Here is an 18,518-nt window from a genome sequence, read left to right on the forward strand (position 1 = left end):
CGAGGTACTCCACGAAAGGGACACATCATGACCACCATCTCCACCGACGCCCAGTCCGCCGACCTCACCGCCCTCGCGGGAGCGCACGACACCTTCGCCACCGTCGACGAGCTCGGCTCGGACGCCGCGACCGAGGCGCCCGCCACCACGCCCCTGTGCGTCGGCATCATCGTCGGCGCCACCCTCGGCGCGGGCTGCTGACCCGGCCCTCCTCCCGCCCGGGTGCTCCCGCAGCACCCGCTCCCCGGCCCTCCGGCCGGACCACCCGCACCACTCCCCGCACGACCCGGCGGATCCGCCGCCACCACTCATCCAAGGAGAACACCATGTCGACCATCACCGCCCAGACCGTCCAGTCCGCCGACCTCGCCGAGCTCGCCACCGCCCACGACACCTTCACCGCCGCCGACGAGATCGGCACCGACGCCGCCTCCGAGGCGCCCGCCACCACCCCGTTCTGCGCCGGCGTCATCATCGGCGTCACCCTCACCGCAGGGTGCTGACGGGCACGGGGCGACCGGTCCTCGACCGCGTCGCCCCGGCCCCTCCCGGGCGCGTGCCGTCCGCTCGCGCCGTCCGCCCATCCCCGTCCGCCCTTTCCGCGGGCACGGTCCGCCCGTCCGCCGCCGTCCTCACCGCCGGCCGCGACCCGATCCGCCCTCCCGCCCGCCGCCCTCTGAGGAGACCGCCATGACCACCCCGCCCGGTGCGCAGAGCGCCGCACTCTCCGACCTCTCGCTCGGCCGCTTCGGCTACTCCCGGGTGGCCCTCGTCCTGACCGGCTCCGCCATGACCCAGGTCATGCCCTACTGGATCCAGTGGGCGCGCGCCGCCGCTCCGGCGACCGAGTTCCGCGTGCTCGTCCGCGACTCGGCCTACCGCTTCACCACCCGGCACAACCTGGAGTCGCGACTGCGCGGCCGGATCCAGGACGACCGCTGGGACGACGAGATCGTCGTCGCCCACGTCGACCTCGCCGAGTGGGCCGACCTCATCCTGATCTACCCGGCCACCCTCGACTACGCCTCGCGCCTCGCGCACGGCATCACCGACTCCCCGTCGCTGCTCGCGGCCCTCACGACGGAGGCGCCGGTGTGCATCGCTCCGTCGCTGCCGCCGCGGGCGCTCGGCAACCCGGTCGTCGAGTCCACCCTCGCGCTGCTGCGCGAGCCGGCCAACTTCACCGTCATCGACCCCGTGCCCGGGCCGAGCGAGTCCAGCGACACGGCGCTCGCCTGGGTGCCGCCCGCGTTCCCCGCGGTGCTGCGCCACCTGGAGTCGCTGCGCACGGCACCGGCTGCCGCGGAGGAGGCGAGGTCGGCGTGAGCACCACTGCCCCTCCGCGGGCCCTCGTCACCGGGCTGCTCGTCACCGAGCTCTCGGCCGGACCCGACGGGACCACCGTCTGGACCCGCCGCCTCGGAGAGCAGGCGCCGCTGCCGTTCTCGCCGGTGCCCGTCCGCCTCGCAGCGCCCGATCCCCGGATCGTGCCGGGAGGCGCCGACCCGTCGATCCGCCGCTACCGCACCACCGCCCGCGCCCTGCTGCCCGCGCTCCTCCACGAGCTGTCGGAGGAGGCGCTCGTCTCCGTCGGCCGCGAGTGGAAGGGCGCGCTGGACGCGCTCCACGGCGCCCGGCCCGCCGGGGAGCCGCTCCCTCCGCGTCCGCTGCAGCGCGCCCGCGGCTGGCTCGCCGGTGGCTGGGCGCCCGCCGCCGAGGAGCTCGGCGCCGGCGGTCTCCTCGAGCTCGCCGACTGGGCGGAGGCGGTCGTCGCCTCGCCGGCCGCGGTCGTGGTCCACGGCCACCCCGGCCTCGCCCACCTCGTCGTCGACGGGACCCGCGTCGCTCTGCTCACGGGCGAGGACGTCGGGCTCGCCGACCCGGTCTGGGACGCCGCCTGGGTGCTCGGGGAGCTCGCAGAGCTGCACGCCTTCCACCCCGCGCTCCGCCCGGCCCTCGACGCGCTCCGCCGCGGACTCTCGCTCGAGGAGGACCACGACGCCGAGCTGCTGCGCGTCGGCACCGCGTTCCGGCTGGCCCAGCACGCCGTCGACTGGCACCGCTCCGGGGGCGCCAGCAGCGATCAGGCGCGGCTGCTGCTGCGCCTGTCCGCCGCACAGCTGGGGGAGCGGGCGGAATGAGCGCCCGCGACGTCCCGACCCTGTCCGCCGCCCTGCCCTCCGGCGCCCGCGCGCTCGTCGTGCACCGGCCGGAGGTCCGCAACGACTCGGTCGCCCTCGCCGTGCCCGCCGGCATGCGCCACGAGCGCGACGGCGAGGAGGGGATGCTGCACCTGATCGAGCACCTCGTCTACCAGGACAGCGAGGGGGTCGCCGGTCTCGTCCGGCAGACCCGCGTCGCCGAGAGCGGCGGCGTCCTCGGCGGTCACACCCACCTCGACTACTCCGAGTTCTTCGAGACGGGCTCTCCCGGGTCGGCCGCCGTGATCGCGGAGCGGCTCGTCGAGCAGGTCTTCCGCCCCGCCTTCCTGCCGGAGCAGATCGCGGAGCAGATCCGCGCGGTCGCCTCTGAGCGGGCCGCGCGCCTCGCCCCCGCTCCGGGCGGCGTGCTGCCGTGGCCGCACCTGACCGCCCGCTACTGGGCCGACGCCCCCAACGCGCACGACGGCAGCGGCGACCTCGACCTCGAGGGCCGCGCGACCGAGCCCGTCCTGCGCGCGCTGCACCGGCGCCACTACAGCCCGGCCGGCTCCGTGCTGGTCGGCGTCACGGCCGACGACCCCGCCCGGCTCCTGGACCGCCTGGTCGCGGCCCTCGCGGAGGCGCCCGATCGCGCGGCAGGACCGGTCGCCGTCCCACCTGGGACGGCCCGCCCCGAGTACCGCGCCGAGCCCGCCGCCCGCCGGCTCGCCGCGACCGCCGCCGCGCCGTCGACCCGCGTCTCCGACGAGCTGCTCGGCGACCTGATCGCCGCCGAGGCGCTCGCTGCGCAGGCCGGACTCGACGCGAGCGCCGGACTCTTCGGCCCGGGCGACACCGTCGCCGACGACCTCTTCGTGCTGGTCGACGACACCGCCGTGCCCGTCGATCCGTGGCACCGCCTCCGCGCCCTCGCGGTGAGCGACGACTCCGCCCTCGAGCACGCCCGGCATCGCGCGGTGCTGCGTGCGGAGCGGCTGGTGCACGACGACGAGCGTCTGGCCCGCACCGTCGCCCGGGATGCCCTGCTGCGCGGTGCGCCCGGCTTCGCGGGCGAGCTCGTCGACTCCCTCGCCGCGCGGCCGCCGCGCCCGCTGCTCGCGGACGCCGCGGCCCGCCTGGCCGAGCAGCCCTTCGCCGCACTGGGCGTTCCCGCCGCCTCCACCCCTCCAGGAAGGAGGAGCCCATGACCGCCGCACCCCCGCTCGCCGTCGTCGACGAGCGCTCCCGCTTCGCCGTCGTCGCCCTCGGCTGGCGCGACCCGGCCGGAGACGACGGGCCCGACCGCGCTGCCCGCCTCCGCTCGGCCGTTCCCCCCGGAGCGGTCTCGCTCGCGTGGACGGCGACGGCCGGGGCGCAGAGCCTCACCGCGGTGCTCCCTCCGGAGGGCGCCGCGGCCTGGACCGCCCTGACGCTCGAGCGCGCCCAGGGAGCCGGGGATCCGGTGCTCGCCGTGGTCGGGCCCGAACGCGCCGTCTGCGAGACGTCCCGGCCCGTCTCCGTGCCCGCCGCGGCTCCGCTGCCGAGCGCTCTGCACCAGTCCCGCGAGCAGGGCTACGAGAGCACGATCGTCACCGGCGCGGACCCGTCCGGCGAGGTCGGCCACGCCGCGACATTCCTGGCGCTGTGCCGCCTCACCGCGGGGGCCGAACCGCTCGTCCCCGCCGCACTGCGCTCCGCCGGCGGCGATGCGGTCGCCCAGGTCGCGCGGGGCCTGCGCTCGAGCCGCCCCTCCCTCACCTGGCAGGTCGTCTCCCCGGCCGGCCAGGGCATCCCGACCCTCGAGACCGTGCTGCGCACCGTCCTCGACGGCCGCGCCGCGCACGGGGAGGGAGCACGCGCCGCGCACGCGTTCGCGCGGGCGAACCTCCTCCGCGCCTGGCGGTCGCCCGAGACGCTCGCGCGCACCCTGGTGGAGTACGAGGTGATGGGCTGGGGCGGCGCCCTGGTGCTCGATCCGGAGCCGGCGCTCGCCGCGGTCGACGAGAGTGCGCTCGAGCGGGCGGTCGCGGGGCTCGTGCGGCCCGTCGCCGACGTGGTCGGCTGGGGCTGAATCCGGCGGGCTCGATCAGCTCCGGCCGGGACGCGTCCCCAGGTCGACGAGCCCGTGCTCGATCGCCGAGACCAGGATCTGCACCCGGTCGCGCACGCCCAGCTTCTCCATCACCTTCACGAACCGCGCCTTCACGGTCGACTCGGTGACGAACAGCTCCTGCGCCATCTCGCGGTTGCTCATCCCGCGGGCGAGCAGGCGGATCACCTCGAGCTCCTTCTCGGTGAGCGCCTCGAGCAGATCGGGGTCCGGCACCGTCTCCGCCGGCACCGACTCCTCGAGCCCCTTCACCACGTGGCGCGTGACCTCGGCGGAGAGCACGGACTCGCCCGCGAGCACCGCGTGCACCGCCGCGATGATCTCCCGCGGCTTCGTGTCCTTGACCAGGTAGCCGGAGGCGCCCGCGCGGAGCAGGTCGACGACGTAGCGGTCCGTGGTGAACGTGCTGAGCCCGAGGATCGCGATGCCCGGGTGCTCGGCGTGGATCCGCTCGGTCGCAGCGACGCCGTTCATGACCGGCATCTGCATGTCCATCAGGATCAGGTCGGGCTGGAGCGTCGCCGCCTGCTGCACCGCGATCCTCCCGTCGGAGGCCTCGCCCACCACCTCGATCGCCGGGTCCTGCGAGAGGTAGTCGCGGAGGATCTCGCGGGTCATCGATTCGTCGTCCACCAGCAGCACGCGGGTCATCGCTCTCGTCCTTCGTCGGTCGCCCCCGCGACGAGCGCACCGGACGCCCGGCCCTCGAGGGGGATGGTCATGGTCGTGGTCCAGCGGCCGCCGCGGGCTCCCGCGTCCAGCCGCCCGCCGAAGACGGCGCAGCGGGCCGACATCGCCTCGATCCCGAGGTGCGAGGAGACGATCGGAGCCGCGGAGGCGATCGCGTTGGAGGAGCTCAGCTGCACCTCGCCCCCCGACACCTCGAGCCGGAGCTGCACCTCACCGGCGGTGTCGCCGTGCTTGAGCACGTTCGTGCCCAGCTCCCGGACCGTGCGCCGCAGCACCTGGCGGAGGCTCGCGGGCACCTGCGCCACGGAGCCCGCCACGTCGAGGCGGACCCGGAAGCCCGCGCGCTCGATCGCGTCGGCGACGTTCCGCACGTCGTGGACGAAGCCGACAGCGGTGGTCGTGGCGCCCGAGACCTCCGGGGTCCCGAGCAGGTCGGAGTCGCCGCGGGCGGGAGCGCCTGCCTCGTCCTCGTCCTGGAGGAGCGTCACGAGGCTCCGCAGATCCTGCAGCGCCTGCTGCGCCGCGTCGCCGATGCTCTCGAGGATGCGCTCGGTCTTGGCCGGGTCCTCGACCGAGGTCGCGCGGCGGGCCTGCATGGCGATGATGGTGACCTCGTGCGCGACGATGTCGTGCAGCTCGTGCGCGAGCCGGGTCCGCTCCTCGTTGCGGATCCGCGCCTGCTCCTCCTGGATGCGGTCGGCCCGGCGCTCGCTCCGCTCGCTGCGGCCCCGGAAGGCGTTCAGGCCCAGCCCGGCGGTGCCGCCGAAGAGGACGAACGCGCCCAGGACGTAGACGGCCGTGCCCATGGCGCGGTCGACGAGCAGCACCGCGGGCAGGAGGACGAGGGTGCCGAGCACGAAGACGAGCCCCGCGCGCCAGGGGAGGAGGAAGGTGACGAAGCCGACCACCACGATGGTCGGGAAGATCAGCGCCGCGAGCAGCAGCGGCGGGGCGCCGAGCATCAGGACGACGGCGTAGACGAGGTAGAGCGAGACCGCCGCGGGGATCGCGCCGGCGAGCAGCGCCAGGAGCGGCAGGTAGGGGAGCGCCAGCTCGATCCAGCCGCGGACCGACGTGAGGTCGACGCTGCCGCCCATCAGGTCGATGACGACGAGGAGCGTGAAGGAGCCGAGGAGGAGGGACCGGGTGATCCAGCCGCCGGGCAGCGTCCGCACGTCGTTCGTCCACCGCGTCGTCCCCACCACGGGACCAGGGTACCGAAGCCTTCTCCGAGCCCCGTCGGCCTTCCGTACAAGGGCGGACTGGTCTTTCGTACAGGAGCGGTGCGACGGGGCGTCGCCATGCTGGTGGAGCGGTCGAGCCGATCGCACCCCTCGATCACAGGAGAACGACCATGGCCCCGATCCTCGCCGCCGCCGCACTCGCCCTCGGAGCCGTCCTCGCTCCCGCCGCTGCTCCTGCCGCCGCTCCCGTGCAGGCCGCCTCGTCCGCCGGCGTGCAGACGGTCGCCGCCTCCTACGAGCTGCCGAAGGTGCAGAAGCCGGGCGGCATGGAGTCGATCCAGGACCGCGGCGCCCTCTGCAACCTCTTCGGGATGTGCTGAGCGCAGCTCTCGGACCGGGTCAGCCCTTCAGCGGGTCGTTGCCCCAGTTCATCAGGGAGTAGCGCCACTTCGTCTCGGTGACATCGCCCGAGGGACGCTGCTTCGCGTGCCGGTGCACGTAGCCGACGACCTTCGTCATGTGGGCGTAGTCGTCGTCGCTCAGGTCGGCCTGCTTCGTGCCGAGCAGCTCGACGATGCGGCGCCCGCTCTCGTGGCCGACGGACTCGCCGCCGCCCTCCGGCTTCTGGCCGACCTCCTTCGACTCGTCGGTGCCGAGCCACTCCTCGAGCTCCTTCGCGGTCATGTTCACGGCGTCGTGGAACTCGTCGCGGGTCGTCCGCTTCTCGTCGTCGGTGGGCATCGCGGGGCTCCTCGGGTCGGTCGGTCCGGGTCGGTCGGTGACCTCCAGCGGAGCGTGTCGGAGGGGGAGAGGTCAAGCCCCGTGCGCGGTTCCAGGGCGCGCGTAGCGTCGGAGGAGTCCGCACCAGCCGACCACCGCCGGCGTCCGCCGCCGGCAGAGAAGAGGCCCACATGCCCTCCCGCAACACCCTCGTCCGCAGTCTCCACGACCTCGGAGCCGCCGCCTGGTTCGGCGGCTCGCTCATGGGCGCCGTCGGCCTGAACGGCGCCGCGTCCACCTCGTCCGACCCGGCGGAGCGCCTCCGCCTCTCCTCGAACGGCTGGGCCCGCTGGACCCCTGTGCAGCTCGCCGCGATCGCCGCCCACGGCGTCGGCGGCATCGGTCTCGTCCTCGCCAACAAGACCCGCCTGGCCAACCAGCAGGAGAGCCGCACGAACACCGTCGTCAAGACCGTCGTGACCGGGCTCGCCGGCGCCGCCTCGGTGATCGCCGCGGTCGCCGGAGCGACGCAGGCCAAGCACGCCGACGAGGGCGCCCCCGGCGTGACCGAGGCGTCGGAGCAGAACTCGCAGGAGCTGACCACGGCCCTCCGCGTGCAGAAGGTCACCCAGTGGGCCATCCCCGTGCTGACCGCCGTCATCATCGTCCTCGGCGCCCAGCAGGGCGAGCAGCAGCGCCCCGTGAAGGGCCTCTTCGAGACCACGGCGCGGATGTTCCGCAAGTAGTCCCCGCGCTCGCGCGCAGACCGTCGGCTGAGAGTGCCCGCCGTCCCCCGAGGGTGGAGGGCGGCTGCTCTCGGCCGACGTTCTGCGCGCGGGGTCCGGCTAGCGGCGCGAGGGCCGGCGGCGGACGGTCAGCGCGAGGGCTCCCGCTTGCGAACACGTCGCCTGGTCGGCGTCGGAGCCCTCGGTCCCCTTTTCGACCGTCTCCGGGAACACGCGCCCACCGATCGCTGCCTCTCGATCAGGCGCTACGCTCCGGCATCCCGCTGCTCCTTCTCGGACGTCAGAGCGTCGATCCCGTTCTCGTGCCCGACACAGCTGGCGACCGTGTCCGGATCGATGCCCAGCGCGTAGCGGACCTCTTGTCCGGCGCTCTGCTGTTCAGTAGTGGCCTCAGGGAACGTCGAGTAATAGGCGTCACTGAAATCGGCCGAGTTGGCCATCGTGTTGAGAGTGGACATCTCGGCGATGTAGGAGCCGCGGATCGTCGCGATCTGCTCGGAGACATCGCTCGGCCAGTGGTAGTACGAGTCGTCCAGGAGCGTGAGTGTCCGTCTTGTCAGATCGAGCCGAGCAGACGCAGCGGCGTGCACGCCGGAAGGGTCCGGGTCGCCACCGTTCAGAAGCTCGTCCTCGCCGGATGAGAAGGCGTCCCTCAGATTCTTGATCGCGATGTTGTTGGGGCAGACGAGGTCGAGATAACGGGACGCCGCTTGTGCGGTGTCGAGCTCGACGAACGCAGGTGTCGCGGGCGCCGCAGGTGCAGGGGTCGTCGACTCGGCCGGAGCTGCTGCGGGCGCGGAAGCCGTGCAGGCAGTCAGGAGGAGCATTGCCGCACTGAGAGCTGCAGGGAAAAGGGCTTTACGCACGGCGGCTACTCCGGGGTCGCCGAGCAGAGCGCCGACGCGAAGGCCCCGGTGCTGGTCTGCTCGGCGATGACCTCGCCGTCGAGGGTGATTCGGCAGCTGATCTCGCCTTCGTCATCGCTGCCGTTCGAGGCGGTCAGCGTGAAGCTCTGGAAGGTGAAGTCGCCTCCGGTCTGGACTTGCAGCTCCTTCGTGAAGGGGAGCGCCTGACCGGTGGCCTGCTCGGAGCCGGAGGTTCCTCCGTCGTAGGTCGACCAAGTGATGGAGGCCGCGGTAGCCGAGCCGGTGACCTCATAGACGAGCGTCCGCGGCACGGCAGCGGCCTCGGAGCTCTCGGCCTGCGCGGTGGCGATCGCGTTCGAGACGCCGCTCGCGAATCCGGCCGTGTAGACGATGGCGAGAATGATCGAGAGGACAAGCGCGATCACGTTGAGGACGGTGCCGGCGATGGCCGTGCCGCGAGAGCGGCCCTTGAGGAAGAGGCCGATGATGCCGAGGACGAGTCCGATGAAGGCGAGGAAGCCCGAGGCGTAGTTGACGATCGGGATAAGGGCGCCGATGAGCGCGAGGATTCCGATGATGAGGGAGGCGAGGCCCAGCCCGTTGCCGGTCTTCTTCGGAGCGGAGGGGGCGGAGCCGGGGAATACGGCGGGGTTGAACTCGGTCATCTGCGGAGTATGTCAGAGGCTGACAGGCAGCTGAGAATCCAGAGAGCGGTATTGCTTAGAGATGCCGTCCCGCCTGTGTTGACCCGGCTATCTCTACATAGGTAGCCTCAATCCCGTGCAGCCACTCCCTCGCCTCACGTCCGCCACCGCGGACGTCCTCCGGACCCTCCTCGATGCCGACGACCCGATCTGGGGCATGGTCGTGATCAAGGCCACCGGACGACCGGCGGGCAGCGTCTACCCGATCCTGGAGCGGCTCGAGGGAGCGGGCTGGGTGGTCTCGGAGTGGGAGGCCGCGAGCGAGCGGAGCGGCCCGCGTCGCCGGCTCTACGAGCTGACCGCGGAGGGCGCCCCGGCAGCCCGGGCCGCCGTCGAGCGGATGCGGTCGACCGCGCGGACGGCGCCGCGAGCGGCGGAGGCGACCGCATGAGCGCGCTTCTGCGGCTCCTGTCGCTGCTGCTGCCCCCGCTCGCCCGCGAGCGCTACCTCGAGGAGTGGCGGGCCGACCTGGCCGGAGCCGCCGAGCTGGGACTGCCCCGGCGCGGCGTCGTCCTCGGAGCGCTCGCCCTGCTGGTGAGCGTCGACCGCGACCTGCCCGCGCACACCGGCGAAGCGCGGGGCACGCTCCCGCGCCGCCTCGCCCGCCGCGGACTCGCGCTCTTCGCCGCGGCCGCGCTGATGCTCAGCGGCATCGCGCTGACCGGCGGCGGGATCGTCCCCGAGCCGGGTGCCGCCTCCGACACAGCCCTGGCCGCCGTCGGCGCCGTGCAGACCGCGGTGCTCGTCGCCGCCGTCGCGGTCGCGGTCCTCGGCGCGGTCCACCTCCTCGGCGCCGCGGCGTCGGCCCGCACGGTGCTCGCGCGGATCTCCCTGGTCGCCGCCGTCGTCGGCCCGGTGCTCACCGCGGCCGGCCTCCTCCTCCCCGGACCCCTCGCCCTCGTCGGCCTGCCCGTCTCCCTCGCCGGACTCGTCTGCGGGGCGATCGTCCTCGGCGGCTCGCGGACCATCGCCCTCGCACCGCGGACGGCGACCCGCGCTCAGCGCCTCCCCGTCGCCCTCGCGGGCCTCGCGCTCGTGGCGGGCGTCTCGGTGGTGGGTGCCGTGGATCTGCTGGTCTGGAATCCGCAGGCGAAGGTCCCCGGCGTGGCCCTGGCGGAGATCTACGCGACCATGTCCGAGCGCGACGGCTTCGAGTTCGGCTCCCACGCGATCTGGGTCACCGGGTGGGCCGCGTTCTGGACGGCCGCCGCGATCGTCGTGACGGTCGGCGCCCTCGTCGGCCGGAGGTCGCCGCTCACTCCGCGGCGGATCGCGGTGCTCATGCTCGCCCTGGTGGCCGGCGCCGTCGTCTTCCGCTTCTTCGCCGGGTTCGGCTTCGGGATGTCGGTCGCCGACACCTTCGTCACGTCCGGCGGCGACGGCTCCCTGGTCTCGGCGATCCTGCCGCCGCTCGGACAGCTCGCGCTCGCCGGCGCCGCGATCGCGGTGGGCTGGGCGCCCCGGGTCGCCCGGCCGACGGCGGCCTCCGCGGCCTGATCGTGCTCGTGCCGGCGGAGACTTTCCCCCGGGCGGCTCGAAATCCGCGAGATCGGGGCGGCCTGCCGACTTACCTCCCTTCCTTGTGAACAGGAACGGCCCGTTCCGGCGCGGCCGAGCGCCCTCCGACCTACTCCAGCCGCCGCAGGAAGCGGGCCGGCTGGTCGAGGAAGCCGCGCCAGGTCCGCACCAGGTCGAGGTCGTCGTAGCGGCAGCGGCGTAGGCCCGTCTCGTCGAGCTCGTAGAGGTCGGCTCCGGGGAGGGCGGCGAGGATCGGCGAGTGCGTGGAGAGGACGACCTGCGAGCCGCCGGCGACCAGGTCGCGCAGCTGCCCGATCAGGGCGAGGCAGCCCGACACCGAGAGGGCCGACTCGGGCTCGTCGAGGAGCCAGAGTCCGCCGATCCGGGAGCGGTTCGCCACGATGTCGAGGAACGACTCGCCGTGGCTCCGCTCGTGGTACCCGCCGTCGATCCCCACCTCCTCCAGGTAGCTGAAGAAGCCGTGCATCGTCTCGGCGCGGAGGAAGAAGCCGCGCTTGGACGCCCCGGCCCCGCGGACCAGCTGGAGGTGCTCGGCCAGGTCCGACTCCGAGGCGCGGGAGGAGTGCATCGCACCCGTGGATCCGCCCTCCGCGTTCAGCCCGTAGGCGAGGGCGACCGCCTCGAGCAGCGTCGACTTGCCCGAGCCGTTCTCGCCGGTGATCACCGTCACCTGGCCGAGATCCCAGCCCTCGGCCAGCACCTGCCGCACGGGCGCGAGCGTCGCGGGCCACCGCGCGAGGTCGGCGGGGTGCTCGGGTCGGGCCTGCACGCGGCGCACCGGGAGGGTCGAGAACACCCGGTCAGTCAAGCAGGTCGACGCTCCAGCCGGCCTCGGCCAGCGCGCGGGCCGTGTCGGCGCGGGGGGAGTAGGGGAGGTCGTCGGCGCCGACCACGCGGTAGTCGGTGTCGCCGGGGCCGACCCAGAGGACGGAGTCGGACGGGCCGGCCCGGTGCAGCGCGGCGCGGACGGCGTCGGCCGGCTCCGCGATCTCGAGCACCTCGCAGCGCTCGACGCGGCGCGCGCCGTCGACCAGGGCGCGGCGGATCCGCGCGGGGTCCTCGAAGCGCGGGTGGTGGTCGGTGACGATCACCAAGTCGGCGCGCTCGGCAGCGGCCCGGCCCATCGGCGCGCGCTTGCTCGGGTCGCGGTCGCCGTCGGCGCCGAGGAGGACGAGCACGCGGCCGGGTGTCACCTCGCGGAGGGCGTCGACCGTGCGCGCGACCGAGTCGGGCGTGTGCGAGAAGTCGAGGAACACCCGCGGCCCGTCGGCGCCGGACACGAGCAGCGTCCGCCCGGGAACGGTGACGTCGATCCCGGAGCCGACCGCCGCGGCCACCCGGTCGCGCGCGTGGCCCGCCTCGACCAGCATCACCAGCGCGAGGGCCGCGTTCGAGGCCATGTGGCGGCCGAGGAGCGGGACGGAGGTGGTCGTCGACCAGCCGTCGCGGGCGGTGAGCCGGAAGCGGGTGCGGTCGACCGCGGTCTCGAGCACGTCGATCCGCCAGTCGGCTCCGTCTCCGGCGGAGAGCGTCACGACCGGGACGGAGGCCTCGCGGGCGACCCGGCGCCCCGCCTCGGTGTCGACGACCACGACGCCGCGCCGGCTCCGCTCGGGCGTGAACAGGCGCTGCTTGGCGCGGAGGTACTCGTCCAGGTCGCCGAAGTCGTCGAGGTGGTCGTGGCTGAGGTTGGTGAACCCGGCGACGTCGAGCATGATCCCCTCCATCCGCGAGCGCACGAGCGCCTGAGCGCTGACCTCGATCGCCGCCGCCTCGACGCCGTCCTCCGCCATCCGGGCGAGGAGAGCGTGCAGCTCGGAGGCCTCGGGCGTGGTGAGGCGGCTGGCGACGACGTGGTCGGCGCTGCGGCGCTCGGCGGTGGAGCTCAGCCCCGAGACGACGCCCAGCTGCCGGAGCACCGCGTCGAGGAGGTGCACGGTGCTGGTCTTGCCGTTGGTGCCGGTCACGCCGAGGAGCACCGGTCCGCTCCTCGTGCCGTACACCTGCGCGGCGACCGGGCCGAGGGCGGTGCGGGGGTCGTCGCTGAGGAGGACGGGCAGTCCGGAGGCGCGCGCCTCGTCGAGCCCGCCCGCGTCGGTGAGCACGGCGACCGCTCCTGCCGCCGCCGCGTCGGCCGCGAACCGGGCGCCGTGGCTCCTCCTCCCGGGGAGCGCGGCGAAGAGGGCGCCGGGGCCCGCCTCGGTGTGCGCGACGGTCACCGCGGTGATGCGGACGTCGGAGCCGTCGCCGTGGAGGCGGAGCCGATCGCTCGCGAGGTCGGCGAGCGCGACACCGGCGGCGTGGAGCGGTTCGAGGAGCCGGAACACCGGCATGCGGGCCTCCTGCGGGGCGGGCGGGGCGGCGTCGCCGAGGGCCCGCGGGCGCCGCCGGGCGACCGGAGGGGGAGGGCCGAGAGGCCCATGCCTCAGCCTGCGCGCCGCTCCCCCCGATCGGGGAGGCCCTTGCCACCGCCCGCGCGGGCCGCTACCCGCCTCCGCCTACTGCCGCGAGAACGCCTCCTGGTACAGCGCCGCGAGCTCGGGGGAGCTCTCACCACTGAGGCCGCAGGTCAGGATCGTGTCGCCGTCGGCCGCGACCAGGTAGTCGACCCCGGTCTCGAACACGATCGGGGCCCCGTCCACCGCCGTCTCCCTGCCCTGGGTAACTGTGACGCCGTCGCCGACCTCGCCCGCGTAGCGCTCGAGCACGTGCAGGGTGACGGTGCTCCCGTCGATCGAGCGGACCTCGGCCCGGAACGCGAGCTGAGCGGGGGCCAGCGCGGCGGCCGTCACCGGCGAGCACGCGGCCATCGGCCCGCCCGTGCTCGGCAGGATCAGCGTCGAGGTGCTGCCCCCGCCCACGCCGAGCGCGAAGGGCAGCAGGAGGGAGGCGGCGGCCCCGGCGCTCAGCGCGCCGACTCCCACGATCAGCCAGGGGGACCGGCGGCGGGAGTGCACCGTCCGCGTGCCCTCACCCGTCGCGGCGGCGATCTGCTCGGCGAGCTCGTCGCGGTCGAGCGCGGGGAGGCTCCGCGCGGGGTCGACCGTGCGGAGGAGGCGGCGGACGTCCTCGTCGTCGGTTCCGGTCATCGGAGTCCCCCTTCGGGCGCGTGCGGGTCGGTGGAGTCGTAGAGCTCGGCGAAGCGGCGCCGCGCGCGATGGAGGCGGATCGAGACGGCGTTCGCCGTGACTCCGAGGACCGCGGCGATCCCGCGGACGTCGAGCTCCTCCCACGCCCAGAGGCGCAGCAGCTCGGCGTCCTGCTCGCGCATCCGGGCGAGCACGAGGCGCACGGTCTCCTCCGCGCCCGACGCCTCGCCCTCGTCGATCTGCACCTGGGGCGGATCGACGACCGCGATCCGCTGGGCGAGCATGACCTGGCGGCGCTGCATCCGCCGGGCGTTCTGCAGCTGGAGCCGGGCGACGCCGATCGCCCACGGCACCGGGTCGTCCTCGGGCACGTCGGCGCTGCGGCGCCAGAGCACCGAGAGCGTCGCGGCGAGCACGTCGTCGGCGGTGGCGGAGTCGGTGCGCCGCCAGAGGTAGCGGCGGACGGGATCGGCGACCGCGGCGGCGACCGCGGCGAACCGGTCGGGACCCGCGAGGGGAGCTGGCATGTGCCTCATGCTCCCTCCTGTCCGGGATCGGCGCACATCTTTCACCGGCGCGCCGGGTGGGACTCCGCGCTCTCCCAGCAGCGCGGGAGCGCGGGTCGTCGCTCAACGCCGCGAGGCGCCGACGAACTCCAGCCAGCCGGCCACGAACGGCTCGATGTCGTCCACCTCGTCCAGCGCGAGAGCGTCCAGATCGACTCCGCGGCACTCCAGCGTGAGGACGTGCCCGCGCACCCACGCGGCCGCGCGCACGGCCCCGGCTCCCTCCCACACCTCGAAGGGCTCCGGAGCCCCGTCGACGGGGATCTCCGCGATCCGCGTAGGAGCGGGCAGCGCCTCCGGCTGCACGAACGAGACGGGCGCCTCCTCCCGGCAGCAGAGCAGCGCGACGTCGTGCCGCGGATCGCCGAGGGTCGTGCGGATCTCGACGGAGGGCCCCGGCCCGCCCGGGACCGCCTCGTCGGCGAGGAACGAGAGCCCCCGGGGGCCGCCCGTCAGCGTCCACTCCGCCAGCAGGCGCGGACCGCTCCAGCCCGAGACCGCCCAGAGCGGGAGGTCGCCGAACGACCCGCGGATCCGCGCGACCCGCTCGGCGAGGTGCGCGGAGAACTCCTCCTCGCCGAGACGCCGCGCTCCGTCCATGGCCCGATCGTAGGTCGGGTGCCGCGGCACGGCCAGACCCCTCGCTACTGTGAACGTCGACCCCCGCCTCCCTTCCCCGCCGAGGAGCCCCATGCCCATCTGGACCCTGCACGGAGACGGCCGCACCGTCGAGCCCGGCGCCGTCGTCGCCCCCGGCGAGCGGCTCGCCTGGCCGGCCACGATCGCCATCGGAATCCAGCACGTCGTCGCCATGTTCGGAGCGACGTTCCTCGTGCCCGTGCTCACCGGGTTCCCGGTCGCCACGACCCTGCTCTTCTCCGGAGTCGGGACGCTGCTGTTCCTCCTGATCACGCGCAACCGGCTCCCCAGCTACCTCGGCTCGAGCTTCGCGTTCATCGCGCCCGTCACCGCCGCGACCGCCGTCGGAGGGACGGGGTCGGCGCTCGCCGGAGTCGTCGCCGTGGGCCTCCTCCTGGCTGCCGTCGGCGTCCTCGTGCAGGTCGTCGGCCTGGGCTGGATCGACAGGCTGATGCCGCCGGTCGTCGCCGGCGCGATCGTGGCCCTGATCGGGTTCAACCTGGCTCCGACCGCGTACCTCAGCTTCAAGCAGGCGCCGATCACCGGGACGATCACGCTCGCCGCGATCATCCTGTCGAGCGTGTTCCTCCGCGGTTTCCTCGGCCGCGTCTCGATCTTCCTCGGCGTGGTCATCGGCTACGTCGTCGCCCTGCTGCGGAACGAGATCGACTACTCCGCGGTCGGTGCGGCCGACTGGTTCGGGCTGCCGCCGTTCACCTTCCCCGACTTCGCCTCCGGATCCACGTGGTCGGGCATCGCGATGTTCCTGCCTGTCGTGCTCGTCCTCATCGCCGAGAACGTCGGACACGTCCGCGGCGTCGCGACGATGACCGACGCCTCCGCCAACGCCAGCACCGGCCGGGCCCTGATCGCGGACGGTGTGGCGACCACCCTCTCCGGCGCCTTCGGCGGCTCCGGCACCACGACCTACGGCGAGAACATCGGAGTGATGGCGGCCACCCGCGTGTACTCGACGGCCGCCTACTGGGTCGCCGGCGTCACCGCGATCCTGCTCAGCCTCTCGCCCAAGGTCGGCGCCGTCTTCAACTCGATCCCGGCCGGAGTCCTGGGCGGCGCCACCACCGCGCTCTACGGCCTGATCGGCGTGATCGGCATCAAGATCTGGATCGACAACCGCGTCGACTTCTCGCGCCCGGTCAACCAGTACACCGCCGCGGTCTCCCTCGTGATCGCGATCGCCGGCTTCTCGTTCTCCTCCGGCGGCTTCGAGCTCGGCGGCATCGTCCTCGGCGCCGGCGCCGCCCTCGTGATCTACCACCTGGGCAACGCCATCGCCCGCTGGCGCCGCACCGGCGCCGACGACGGCGGCCCCCTCCCCGCCATCGGCCAGCTCGGCGGCGACCCGCAGGACCGCTGACCGCGGCCAGCCCCGTCCTGCCGCTCCCGAGACGCCGCCGTGCCGTCCGGACGCCGCCCTCCCGCGGCCGTCCCAGCGCGCACGGCGGCGGCTCGGCGCCGGCCGGAGCCGTCTCTGCTTGCGCGCCGGAGCGACGCGCCCGCTTACCACGTTCGAGGGAGTCCGCAACCCGGTGCGCTCCCAGGCGGCTCCCGCCTAACGTCGAGCGTGACGACCGCAGCAGCGGAACGCCGCACACCGAGTGAGACAGCAAGGAGCACCACCGTGCCGCAGATCATCGAGACCGTCGACGTCAACGTCCCCGTGTCCGTCGCCTACAACCAGTGGACCCAGTTCGAGGAGTTCCCGCGCTTCCTCGACGAGGTCGAGTCGATCCAGCAGGTCACCGACACCCTCACCGTCTGGAAGGTGAAGGTCGGCCCCGTCGAGCGCGAGTTCGAGGCGAACATCACCGAGCAGCACCCCGACGAGCGCGTCGCCTGGAACAGCACCGGCGGCGAGACCGACCACGCCGGCGTCGTCACCTTCCACAAGCTCTCCGACACCGAGACCCGCGTCACCGTGCAGCTCGACTGGGAGCCGAAGGGCTTCCTCGAGACGCTCGGCTCGCTCGTCGGCGCCGGCAGCCACGCCGTGAAGAAGGACCTGAACAACTTCAAGGAGTACATCGAGAAGCAGGGCACCCCTGACGGTGCCTGGCGCGGCGACGTCGAGGCCTGAGCCGTGACCGACGCAGCCGCCTCGTCCGAGGGCGAGAAGAAGGCGAACGGTCTCGGCGACGACGAGACCATCCCGCACTCCGAGGACGGGCTGGCGGTGGGGGTCTCCGGAGACTCGCACTTCAACCCCGAGGAGGACGCTCCCGAGGAGCCCTCCGAGAGCTGACGCTCTCCTCCGGGGAGCCCGACCGCTCTCCTCCGCGAGATGCCACTTGTGCACACGACACGCCGCGAGGCGTGCGCACAGGTGGCATCTCGCGGTTGATGGCTCAGCGCCAGGCCCGGGTGTACTGCGGGGGCACCGGCAGGTCCGCGCCGAGCTCGTGCGCCATCCGCACCGGTGCGTTCGCATCGCGCAGCAGCTCGCGCGCGAGCAGCACGACGTCGGCGTCGCCGTTCGCGACCACGCCCTCCGCCTGCTCCGCCGTGGTGATGAGTCCCACGGCACCGACCAGCGCACCGGTCGCCTTCCGCAGGTCGCGCGCGAACGGCACCTGATAGAGCGGCGCCACCGGGATGCTGGCGTGCACGAGTCCGCCGGTCGACACGTCGAAGAGGTCCACGCCCTCGGCGCGCGCCCACTCCGAGACGGTGATCGTCTCCTCCAGCGTCCAGCCGCCCTCGGCCCAGTCGGTCGCGGAGAAGCGGACGAGCAGCACGAGCTCCCCGATCTCGGCGCGGACCGCGCGGACGACCTCGAGCAGCAGGCGCGCCCGGTTCTGGAGCGAGCCGCCGTAGGAGTCCTCGCGGGTGTTCGAGAGCGGCGACAGGAACTGGTGGAGCAGGTACCCGTGCGCGGCGTGCAGCTCGATCACGTCGAAGCCGGCGTCCGCGGCGCGGCGGGCGGAGGTGCGGAACGCCTCGACGAGGCCGGGCAGCTCCTCCGCCGCCAGTTCGCGCGGCTCCGCGTAGCCCTCGAACGCGACGGCCGAGGGAGCGACGGTCGGCCAGCCGCCGTCCTCCAGCGGCACGGATCCGCGTCCGCTCCACTCGCGGTAGGTCGACGCCTTCCGGCCCGCGTGGGCGAGCTGCACGCCCGCGAGCGCGCCCTGCCCGTGCACGAACTCGACGATCGGAGCCCAGGCGTCGCGCTGCTCGTCGTTCCACAGCCCGGTGTCCCAGGGGCTGATCCGCCCCTCGGGGACGACGGCGGTGGCCTCCGCGATGACGACGCCCGACCCGCCGCGCGCGAGCCCGCCGAGGTGCACGAGGTGCCACGAGGTGGGCACGCCGTCCTGCGCCTCCACCGAGTACTGGCACATCGGTGCCGCCCAGAGGCGGTTGCGCGCGGTCCTCGAGCGGAGCGTCAGCGGCTGGAACAAGGCGGTGTCGGTCATGTCTCTCCTGTCGTGCTTCTCCGCGGAACGCCGCTTCGGTACGCGATACGCCGGTGAGGGCGCACGCCGGCGGCATCTCGCGGAGGGGGT

Annotated in this window: 24 protein-coding genes; 13 read left to right on the top strand and 11 right to left on the bottom strand. The window is 74.0% G+C overall.

All coding sequences use genetic code 11. The features are described 5' to 3' along the window. The first annotated feature begins 27 nt into the window (after positions 1–27). The 6 genes from C5C35_RS16850 to C5C35_RS01320 all read left to right on the top strand — a co-directional run bounded on the left by C5C35_RS16850 (position 28) and on the right by C5C35_RS01320 (position 4,212). A complete protein-coding gene (locus C5C35_RS16850; RefSeq protein ID WP_181027122.1) occupies positions 28–201 on the top strand; it encodes a hypothetical protein in 174 nt (57 codons plus the stop codon). A 125-nt stretch (positions 202–326) separates the two neighbouring features. Continuing rightward, entirely contained in the window at positions 327–503 is a 177-nt protein-coding gene (locus tag C5C35_RS16855; RefSeq protein WP_181027123.1) for a hypothetical protein, read from the top strand. Positions 504–690: 187 nt separating this feature from the next. Then, complete coding sequence (locus C5C35_RS01305; RefSeq protein WP_104225100.1) at positions 691–1,326, top strand: flavoprotein; 636 nt, start codon at positions 691–693, stop codon at positions 1,324–1,326. Further along, entirely contained in the window at positions 1,323–2,141 is an 819-nt protein-coding gene (locus tag C5C35_RS01310) for a hypothetical protein (protein WP_104225099.1), read from the top strand. The genes C5C35_RS01305 and C5C35_RS01310 overlap by 4 nt, the downstream gene beginning before the upstream one ends. Further along, positions 2,138–3,349, top strand: coding sequence for a pitrilysin family protein (locus C5C35_RS01315; protein ID WP_104246981.1), 1,212 nt, complete (start codon positions 2,138–2,140; stop codon positions 3,347–3,349). The genes C5C35_RS01310 and C5C35_RS01315 overlap by 4 nt, the downstream gene beginning before the upstream one ends. Then, positions 3,346–4,212, top strand: coding sequence for a hypothetical protein (locus C5C35_RS01320; protein ID WP_104225097.1), 867 nt, complete (start codon positions 3,346–3,348; stop codon positions 4,210–4,212). The genes C5C35_RS01315 and C5C35_RS01320 overlap by 4 nt, the downstream gene beginning before the upstream one ends. Before the next feature lie 15 nt (positions 4,213–4,227). On the opposite strand, the gene C5C35_RS01325 is transcribed toward C5C35_RS01320, so the two are convergent. Further along, positions 4,228–4,902, bottom strand: a complete 675-nt coding sequence (locus C5C35_RS01325; RefSeq protein ID WP_104225096.1) for a response regulator transcription factor — start codon at positions 4,900–4,902, stop codon at positions 4,228–4,230. Further along, positions 4,899–6,146, bottom strand: a complete 1,248-nt coding sequence (locus C5C35_RS01330; protein WP_258059356.1) for a sensor histidine kinase — start codon at positions 6,144–6,146, stop codon at positions 4,899–4,901. Before C5C35_RS01330 ends, C5C35_RS01325 begins: the two co-directional genes overlap by 4 nt. A 149-nt stretch (positions 6,147–6,295) precedes the next feature. Here C5C35_RS01330 and C5C35_RS01335 point away from each other — a divergent pair, with 149 nt between their 5' ends. Beyond that, entirely contained in the window at positions 6,296–6,505 is a 210-nt protein-coding gene (locus C5C35_RS01335) for a hypothetical protein (RefSeq protein ID WP_104225965.1), read from the top strand. 19 nt (positions 6,506–6,524) lie between these two features. Here the strand turns inward: C5C35_RS01335 and C5C35_RS01340 are convergent, their stop codons facing one another. Further along, positions 6,525–6,866, bottom strand: coding sequence for a DUF3140 domain-containing protein (locus C5C35_RS01340; protein ID WP_104237815.1), 342 nt, complete (start codon positions 6,864–6,866; stop codon positions 6,525–6,527). A gap of 170 nt (positions 6,867–7,036) precedes the next feature. On the opposite strand from C5C35_RS01340, the gene C5C35_RS01345 reads away from it, so the two are divergent. Next, positions 7,037–7,591 carry a hypothetical protein gene (locus tag C5C35_RS01345; RefSeq protein ID WP_104225093.1) on the top strand — a complete coding sequence of 185 codons (555 nt, stop codon included), beginning with the start codon at positions 7,037–7,039 and terminating at the stop codon, positions 7,589–7,591. A 245-nt stretch (positions 7,592–7,836) separates the two neighbouring features. Here the strand turns inward: C5C35_RS01345 and C5C35_RS01350 are convergent, their stop codons facing one another. Beyond that, positions 7,837–8,418: a hypothetical protein gene (locus C5C35_RS01350; protein ID WP_104262368.1), complete on the bottom strand. Its 582-nt coding sequence runs from the start codon at positions 8,416–8,418 to the stop codon at positions 7,837–7,839. A gap of 44 nt (positions 8,419–8,462) precedes the next feature. Next, the gene (locus tag C5C35_RS01355) at positions 8,463–9,122 is read right to left on the bottom strand and encodes an MmpS family transport accessory protein (protein ID WP_104261034.1); all 660 of its coding nucleotides are present in this window, start codon (positions 9,120–9,122) and stop codon (positions 8,463–8,465) included. 115 nt (positions 9,123–9,237) lie between these two features. On the opposite strand from C5C35_RS01355, the gene C5C35_RS01360 reads away from it, so the two are divergent. Continuing rightward, entirely contained in the window at positions 9,238–9,552 is a 315-nt protein-coding gene (locus C5C35_RS01360; RefSeq protein WP_104262369.1) for a helix-turn-helix transcriptional regulator, read from the top strand. Continuing rightward, on the top strand, positions 9,549–10,658 hold the full coding sequence (locus C5C35_RS01365; RefSeq protein ID WP_104262370.1) for a hypothetical protein: 1,110 nt from the start codon (positions 9,549–9,551) through the stop codon (positions 10,656–10,658). Before C5C35_RS01360 ends, C5C35_RS01365 begins: the two co-directional genes overlap by 4 nt. Positions 10,659–10,788: 130 nt before the next feature. On the opposite strand, the gene C5C35_RS01370 is transcribed toward C5C35_RS01365, so the two are convergent. The 5 genes from C5C35_RS01370 to C5C35_RS01390 form a co-directional block, all read right to left on the bottom strand. Next, positions 10,789–11,496, bottom strand: coding sequence for an AAA family ATPase (locus C5C35_RS01370; RefSeq protein ID WP_258066404.1), 708 nt, complete (start codon positions 11,494–11,496; stop codon positions 10,789–10,791). A gap of 4 nt (positions 11,497–11,500) precedes the next feature. Continuing rightward, positions 11,501–13,033: a Mur ligase family protein gene (locus C5C35_RS01375; protein WP_104262371.1), complete on the bottom strand. Its 1,533-nt coding sequence runs from the start codon at positions 13,031–13,033 to the stop codon at positions 11,501–11,503. A gap of 165 nt (positions 13,034–13,198) precedes the next feature. Further along, complete coding sequence (locus C5C35_RS01380) at positions 13,199–13,789, bottom strand: hypothetical protein (RefSeq protein ID WP_104237812.1); 591 nt, start codon at positions 13,787–13,789, stop codon at positions 13,199–13,201. Then, a complete protein-coding gene (locus C5C35_RS01385) occupies positions 13,786–14,316 on the bottom strand; it encodes an RNA polymerase sigma factor (RefSeq protein ID WP_160033683.1) in 531 nt (176 codons plus the stop codon). Before C5C35_RS01385 ends, C5C35_RS01380 begins: the two co-directional genes overlap by 4 nt. Positions 14,317–14,418: 102 nt before the next feature. Continuing rightward, the gene (locus C5C35_RS01390; protein ID WP_104225957.1) at positions 14,419–14,955 is read right to left on the bottom strand and encodes a hypothetical protein; all 537 of its coding nucleotides are present in this window, start codon (positions 14,953–14,955) and stop codon (positions 14,419–14,421) included. 91 nt (positions 14,956–15,046) lie between these two features. Between C5C35_RS01390 and C5C35_RS01395 the strand changes: the two genes are divergently transcribed. The 3 genes from C5C35_RS01395 to C5C35_RS16860 all read left to right on the top strand — a co-directional run bounded on the left by C5C35_RS01395 (position 15,047) and on the right by C5C35_RS16860 (position 17,257). Further along, complete coding sequence (locus tag C5C35_RS01395) at positions 15,047–16,372, top strand: uracil-xanthine permease family protein (protein ID WP_104225956.1); 1,326 nt, start codon at positions 15,047–15,049, stop codon at positions 16,370–16,372. A gap of 264 nt (positions 16,373–16,636) precedes the next feature. Next, positions 16,637–17,092 (top strand): SRPBCC family protein, encoded by a 456-nt coding sequence (locus tag C5C35_RS01400; protein ID WP_104224157.1) that lies wholly within the window; start codon positions 16,637–16,639, stop codon positions 17,090–17,092. 3 nt (positions 17,093–17,095) lie between these two features. After that, positions 17,096–17,257 (top strand): hypothetical protein, encoded by a 162-nt coding sequence (locus tag C5C35_RS16860; RefSeq protein ID WP_181067804.1) that lies wholly within the window; start codon positions 17,096–17,098, stop codon positions 17,255–17,257. Positions 17,258–17,360: 103 nt separating this feature from the next. Here the strand turns inward: C5C35_RS16860 and C5C35_RS01405 are convergent, their stop codons facing one another. Beyond that, entirely contained in the window at positions 17,361–18,428 is a 1,068-nt protein-coding gene (locus tag C5C35_RS01405) for an NADH:flavin oxidoreductase/NADH oxidase (protein ID WP_104262372.1), read from the bottom strand. Positions 18,429–18,518: the final 90 nt, after the last annotated feature.

It is taken from the genome of Rathayibacter sp. AY1F8, assembly GCF_002932165.1.
In the GTDB taxonomy this organism is placed as follows: domain Bacteria; phylum Actinomycetota; class Actinomycetes; order Actinomycetales; family Microbacteriaceae; genus Rathayibacter.

Coding starts and splice junctions, on each gene's coding strand:
- C5C35_RS16850 (WP_181027122.1), top strand. CDS start 28: ATGACCACCATCTCCACCGACGCCCAGTCCGCCGACCTCACCGCCCTC.
- C5C35_RS16855 (WP_181027123.1), top strand. CDS start 327: ATGTCGACCATCACCGCCCAGACCGTCCAGTCCGCCGACCTCGCCGAG.
- C5C35_RS01305 (WP_104225100.1), top strand. CDS start 691: ATGACCACCCCGCCCGGTGCGCAGAGCGCCGCACTCTCCGACCTCTCG.
- C5C35_RS01315 (WP_104246981.1), top strand. CDS start 2,138: ATGAGCGCCCGCGACGTCCCGACCCTGTCCGCCGCCCTGCCCTCCGGC.
- C5C35_RS01320 (WP_104225097.1), top strand. CDS start 3,346: ATGACCGCCGCACCCCCGCTCGCCGTCGTCGACGAGCGCTCCCGCTTC.
- C5C35_RS01325 (WP_104225096.1), bottom strand. CDS start 4,902: ATGACCCGCGTGCTGCTGGTGGACGACGAATCGATGACCCGCGAGATC.
- C5C35_RS01335 (WP_104225965.1), top strand. CDS start 6,296: ATGGCCCCGATCCTCGCCGCCGCCGCACTCGCCCTCGGAGCCGTCCTC.
- C5C35_RS01340 (WP_104237815.1), bottom strand. CDS start 6,866: ATGCCCACCGACGACGAGAAGCGGACGACCCGCGACGAGTTCCACGAC.
- C5C35_RS01345 (WP_104225093.1), top strand. CDS start 7,037: ATGCCCTCCCGCAACACCCTCGTCCGCAGTCTCCACGACCTCGGAGCC.
- C5C35_RS01350 (WP_104262368.1), bottom strand. CDS start 8,418: ATGCTCCTCCTGACTGCCTGCACGGCTTCCGCGCCCGCAGCAGCTCCG.
- C5C35_RS01355 (WP_104261034.1), bottom strand. CDS start 9,122: ATGACCGAGTTCAACCCCGCCGTATTCCCCGGCTCCGCCCCCTCCGCT.
- C5C35_RS01365 (WP_104262370.1), top strand. CDS start 9,549: ATGAGCGCGCTTCTGCGGCTCCTGTCGCTGCTGCTGCCCCCGCTCGCC.
- C5C35_RS01375 (WP_104262371.1), bottom strand. CDS start 13,033: ATGCCGGTGTTCCGGCTCCTCGAACCGCTCCACGCCGCCGGTGTCGCG.
- C5C35_RS01380 (WP_104237812.1), bottom strand. CDS start 13,789: ATGACCGGAACCGACGACGAGGACGTCCGCCGCCTCCTCCGCACGGTC.
- C5C35_RS01385 (WP_160033683.1), bottom strand. CDS start 14,316: ATGCCAGCTCCCCTCGCGGGTCCCGACCGGTTCGCCGCGGTCGCCGCC.
- C5C35_RS01390 (WP_104225957.1), bottom strand. CDS start 14,955: ATGGACGGAGCGCGGCGTCTCGGCGAGGAGGAGTTCTCCGCGCACCTC.
- C5C35_RS01395 (WP_104225956.1), top strand. CDS start 15,047: ATGCCCATCTGGACCCTGCACGGAGACGGCCGCACCGTCGAGCCCGGC.
- C5C35_RS01405 (WP_104262372.1), bottom strand. CDS start 18,428: ATGACCGACACCGCCTTGTTCCAGCCGCTGACGCTCCGCTCGAGGACC.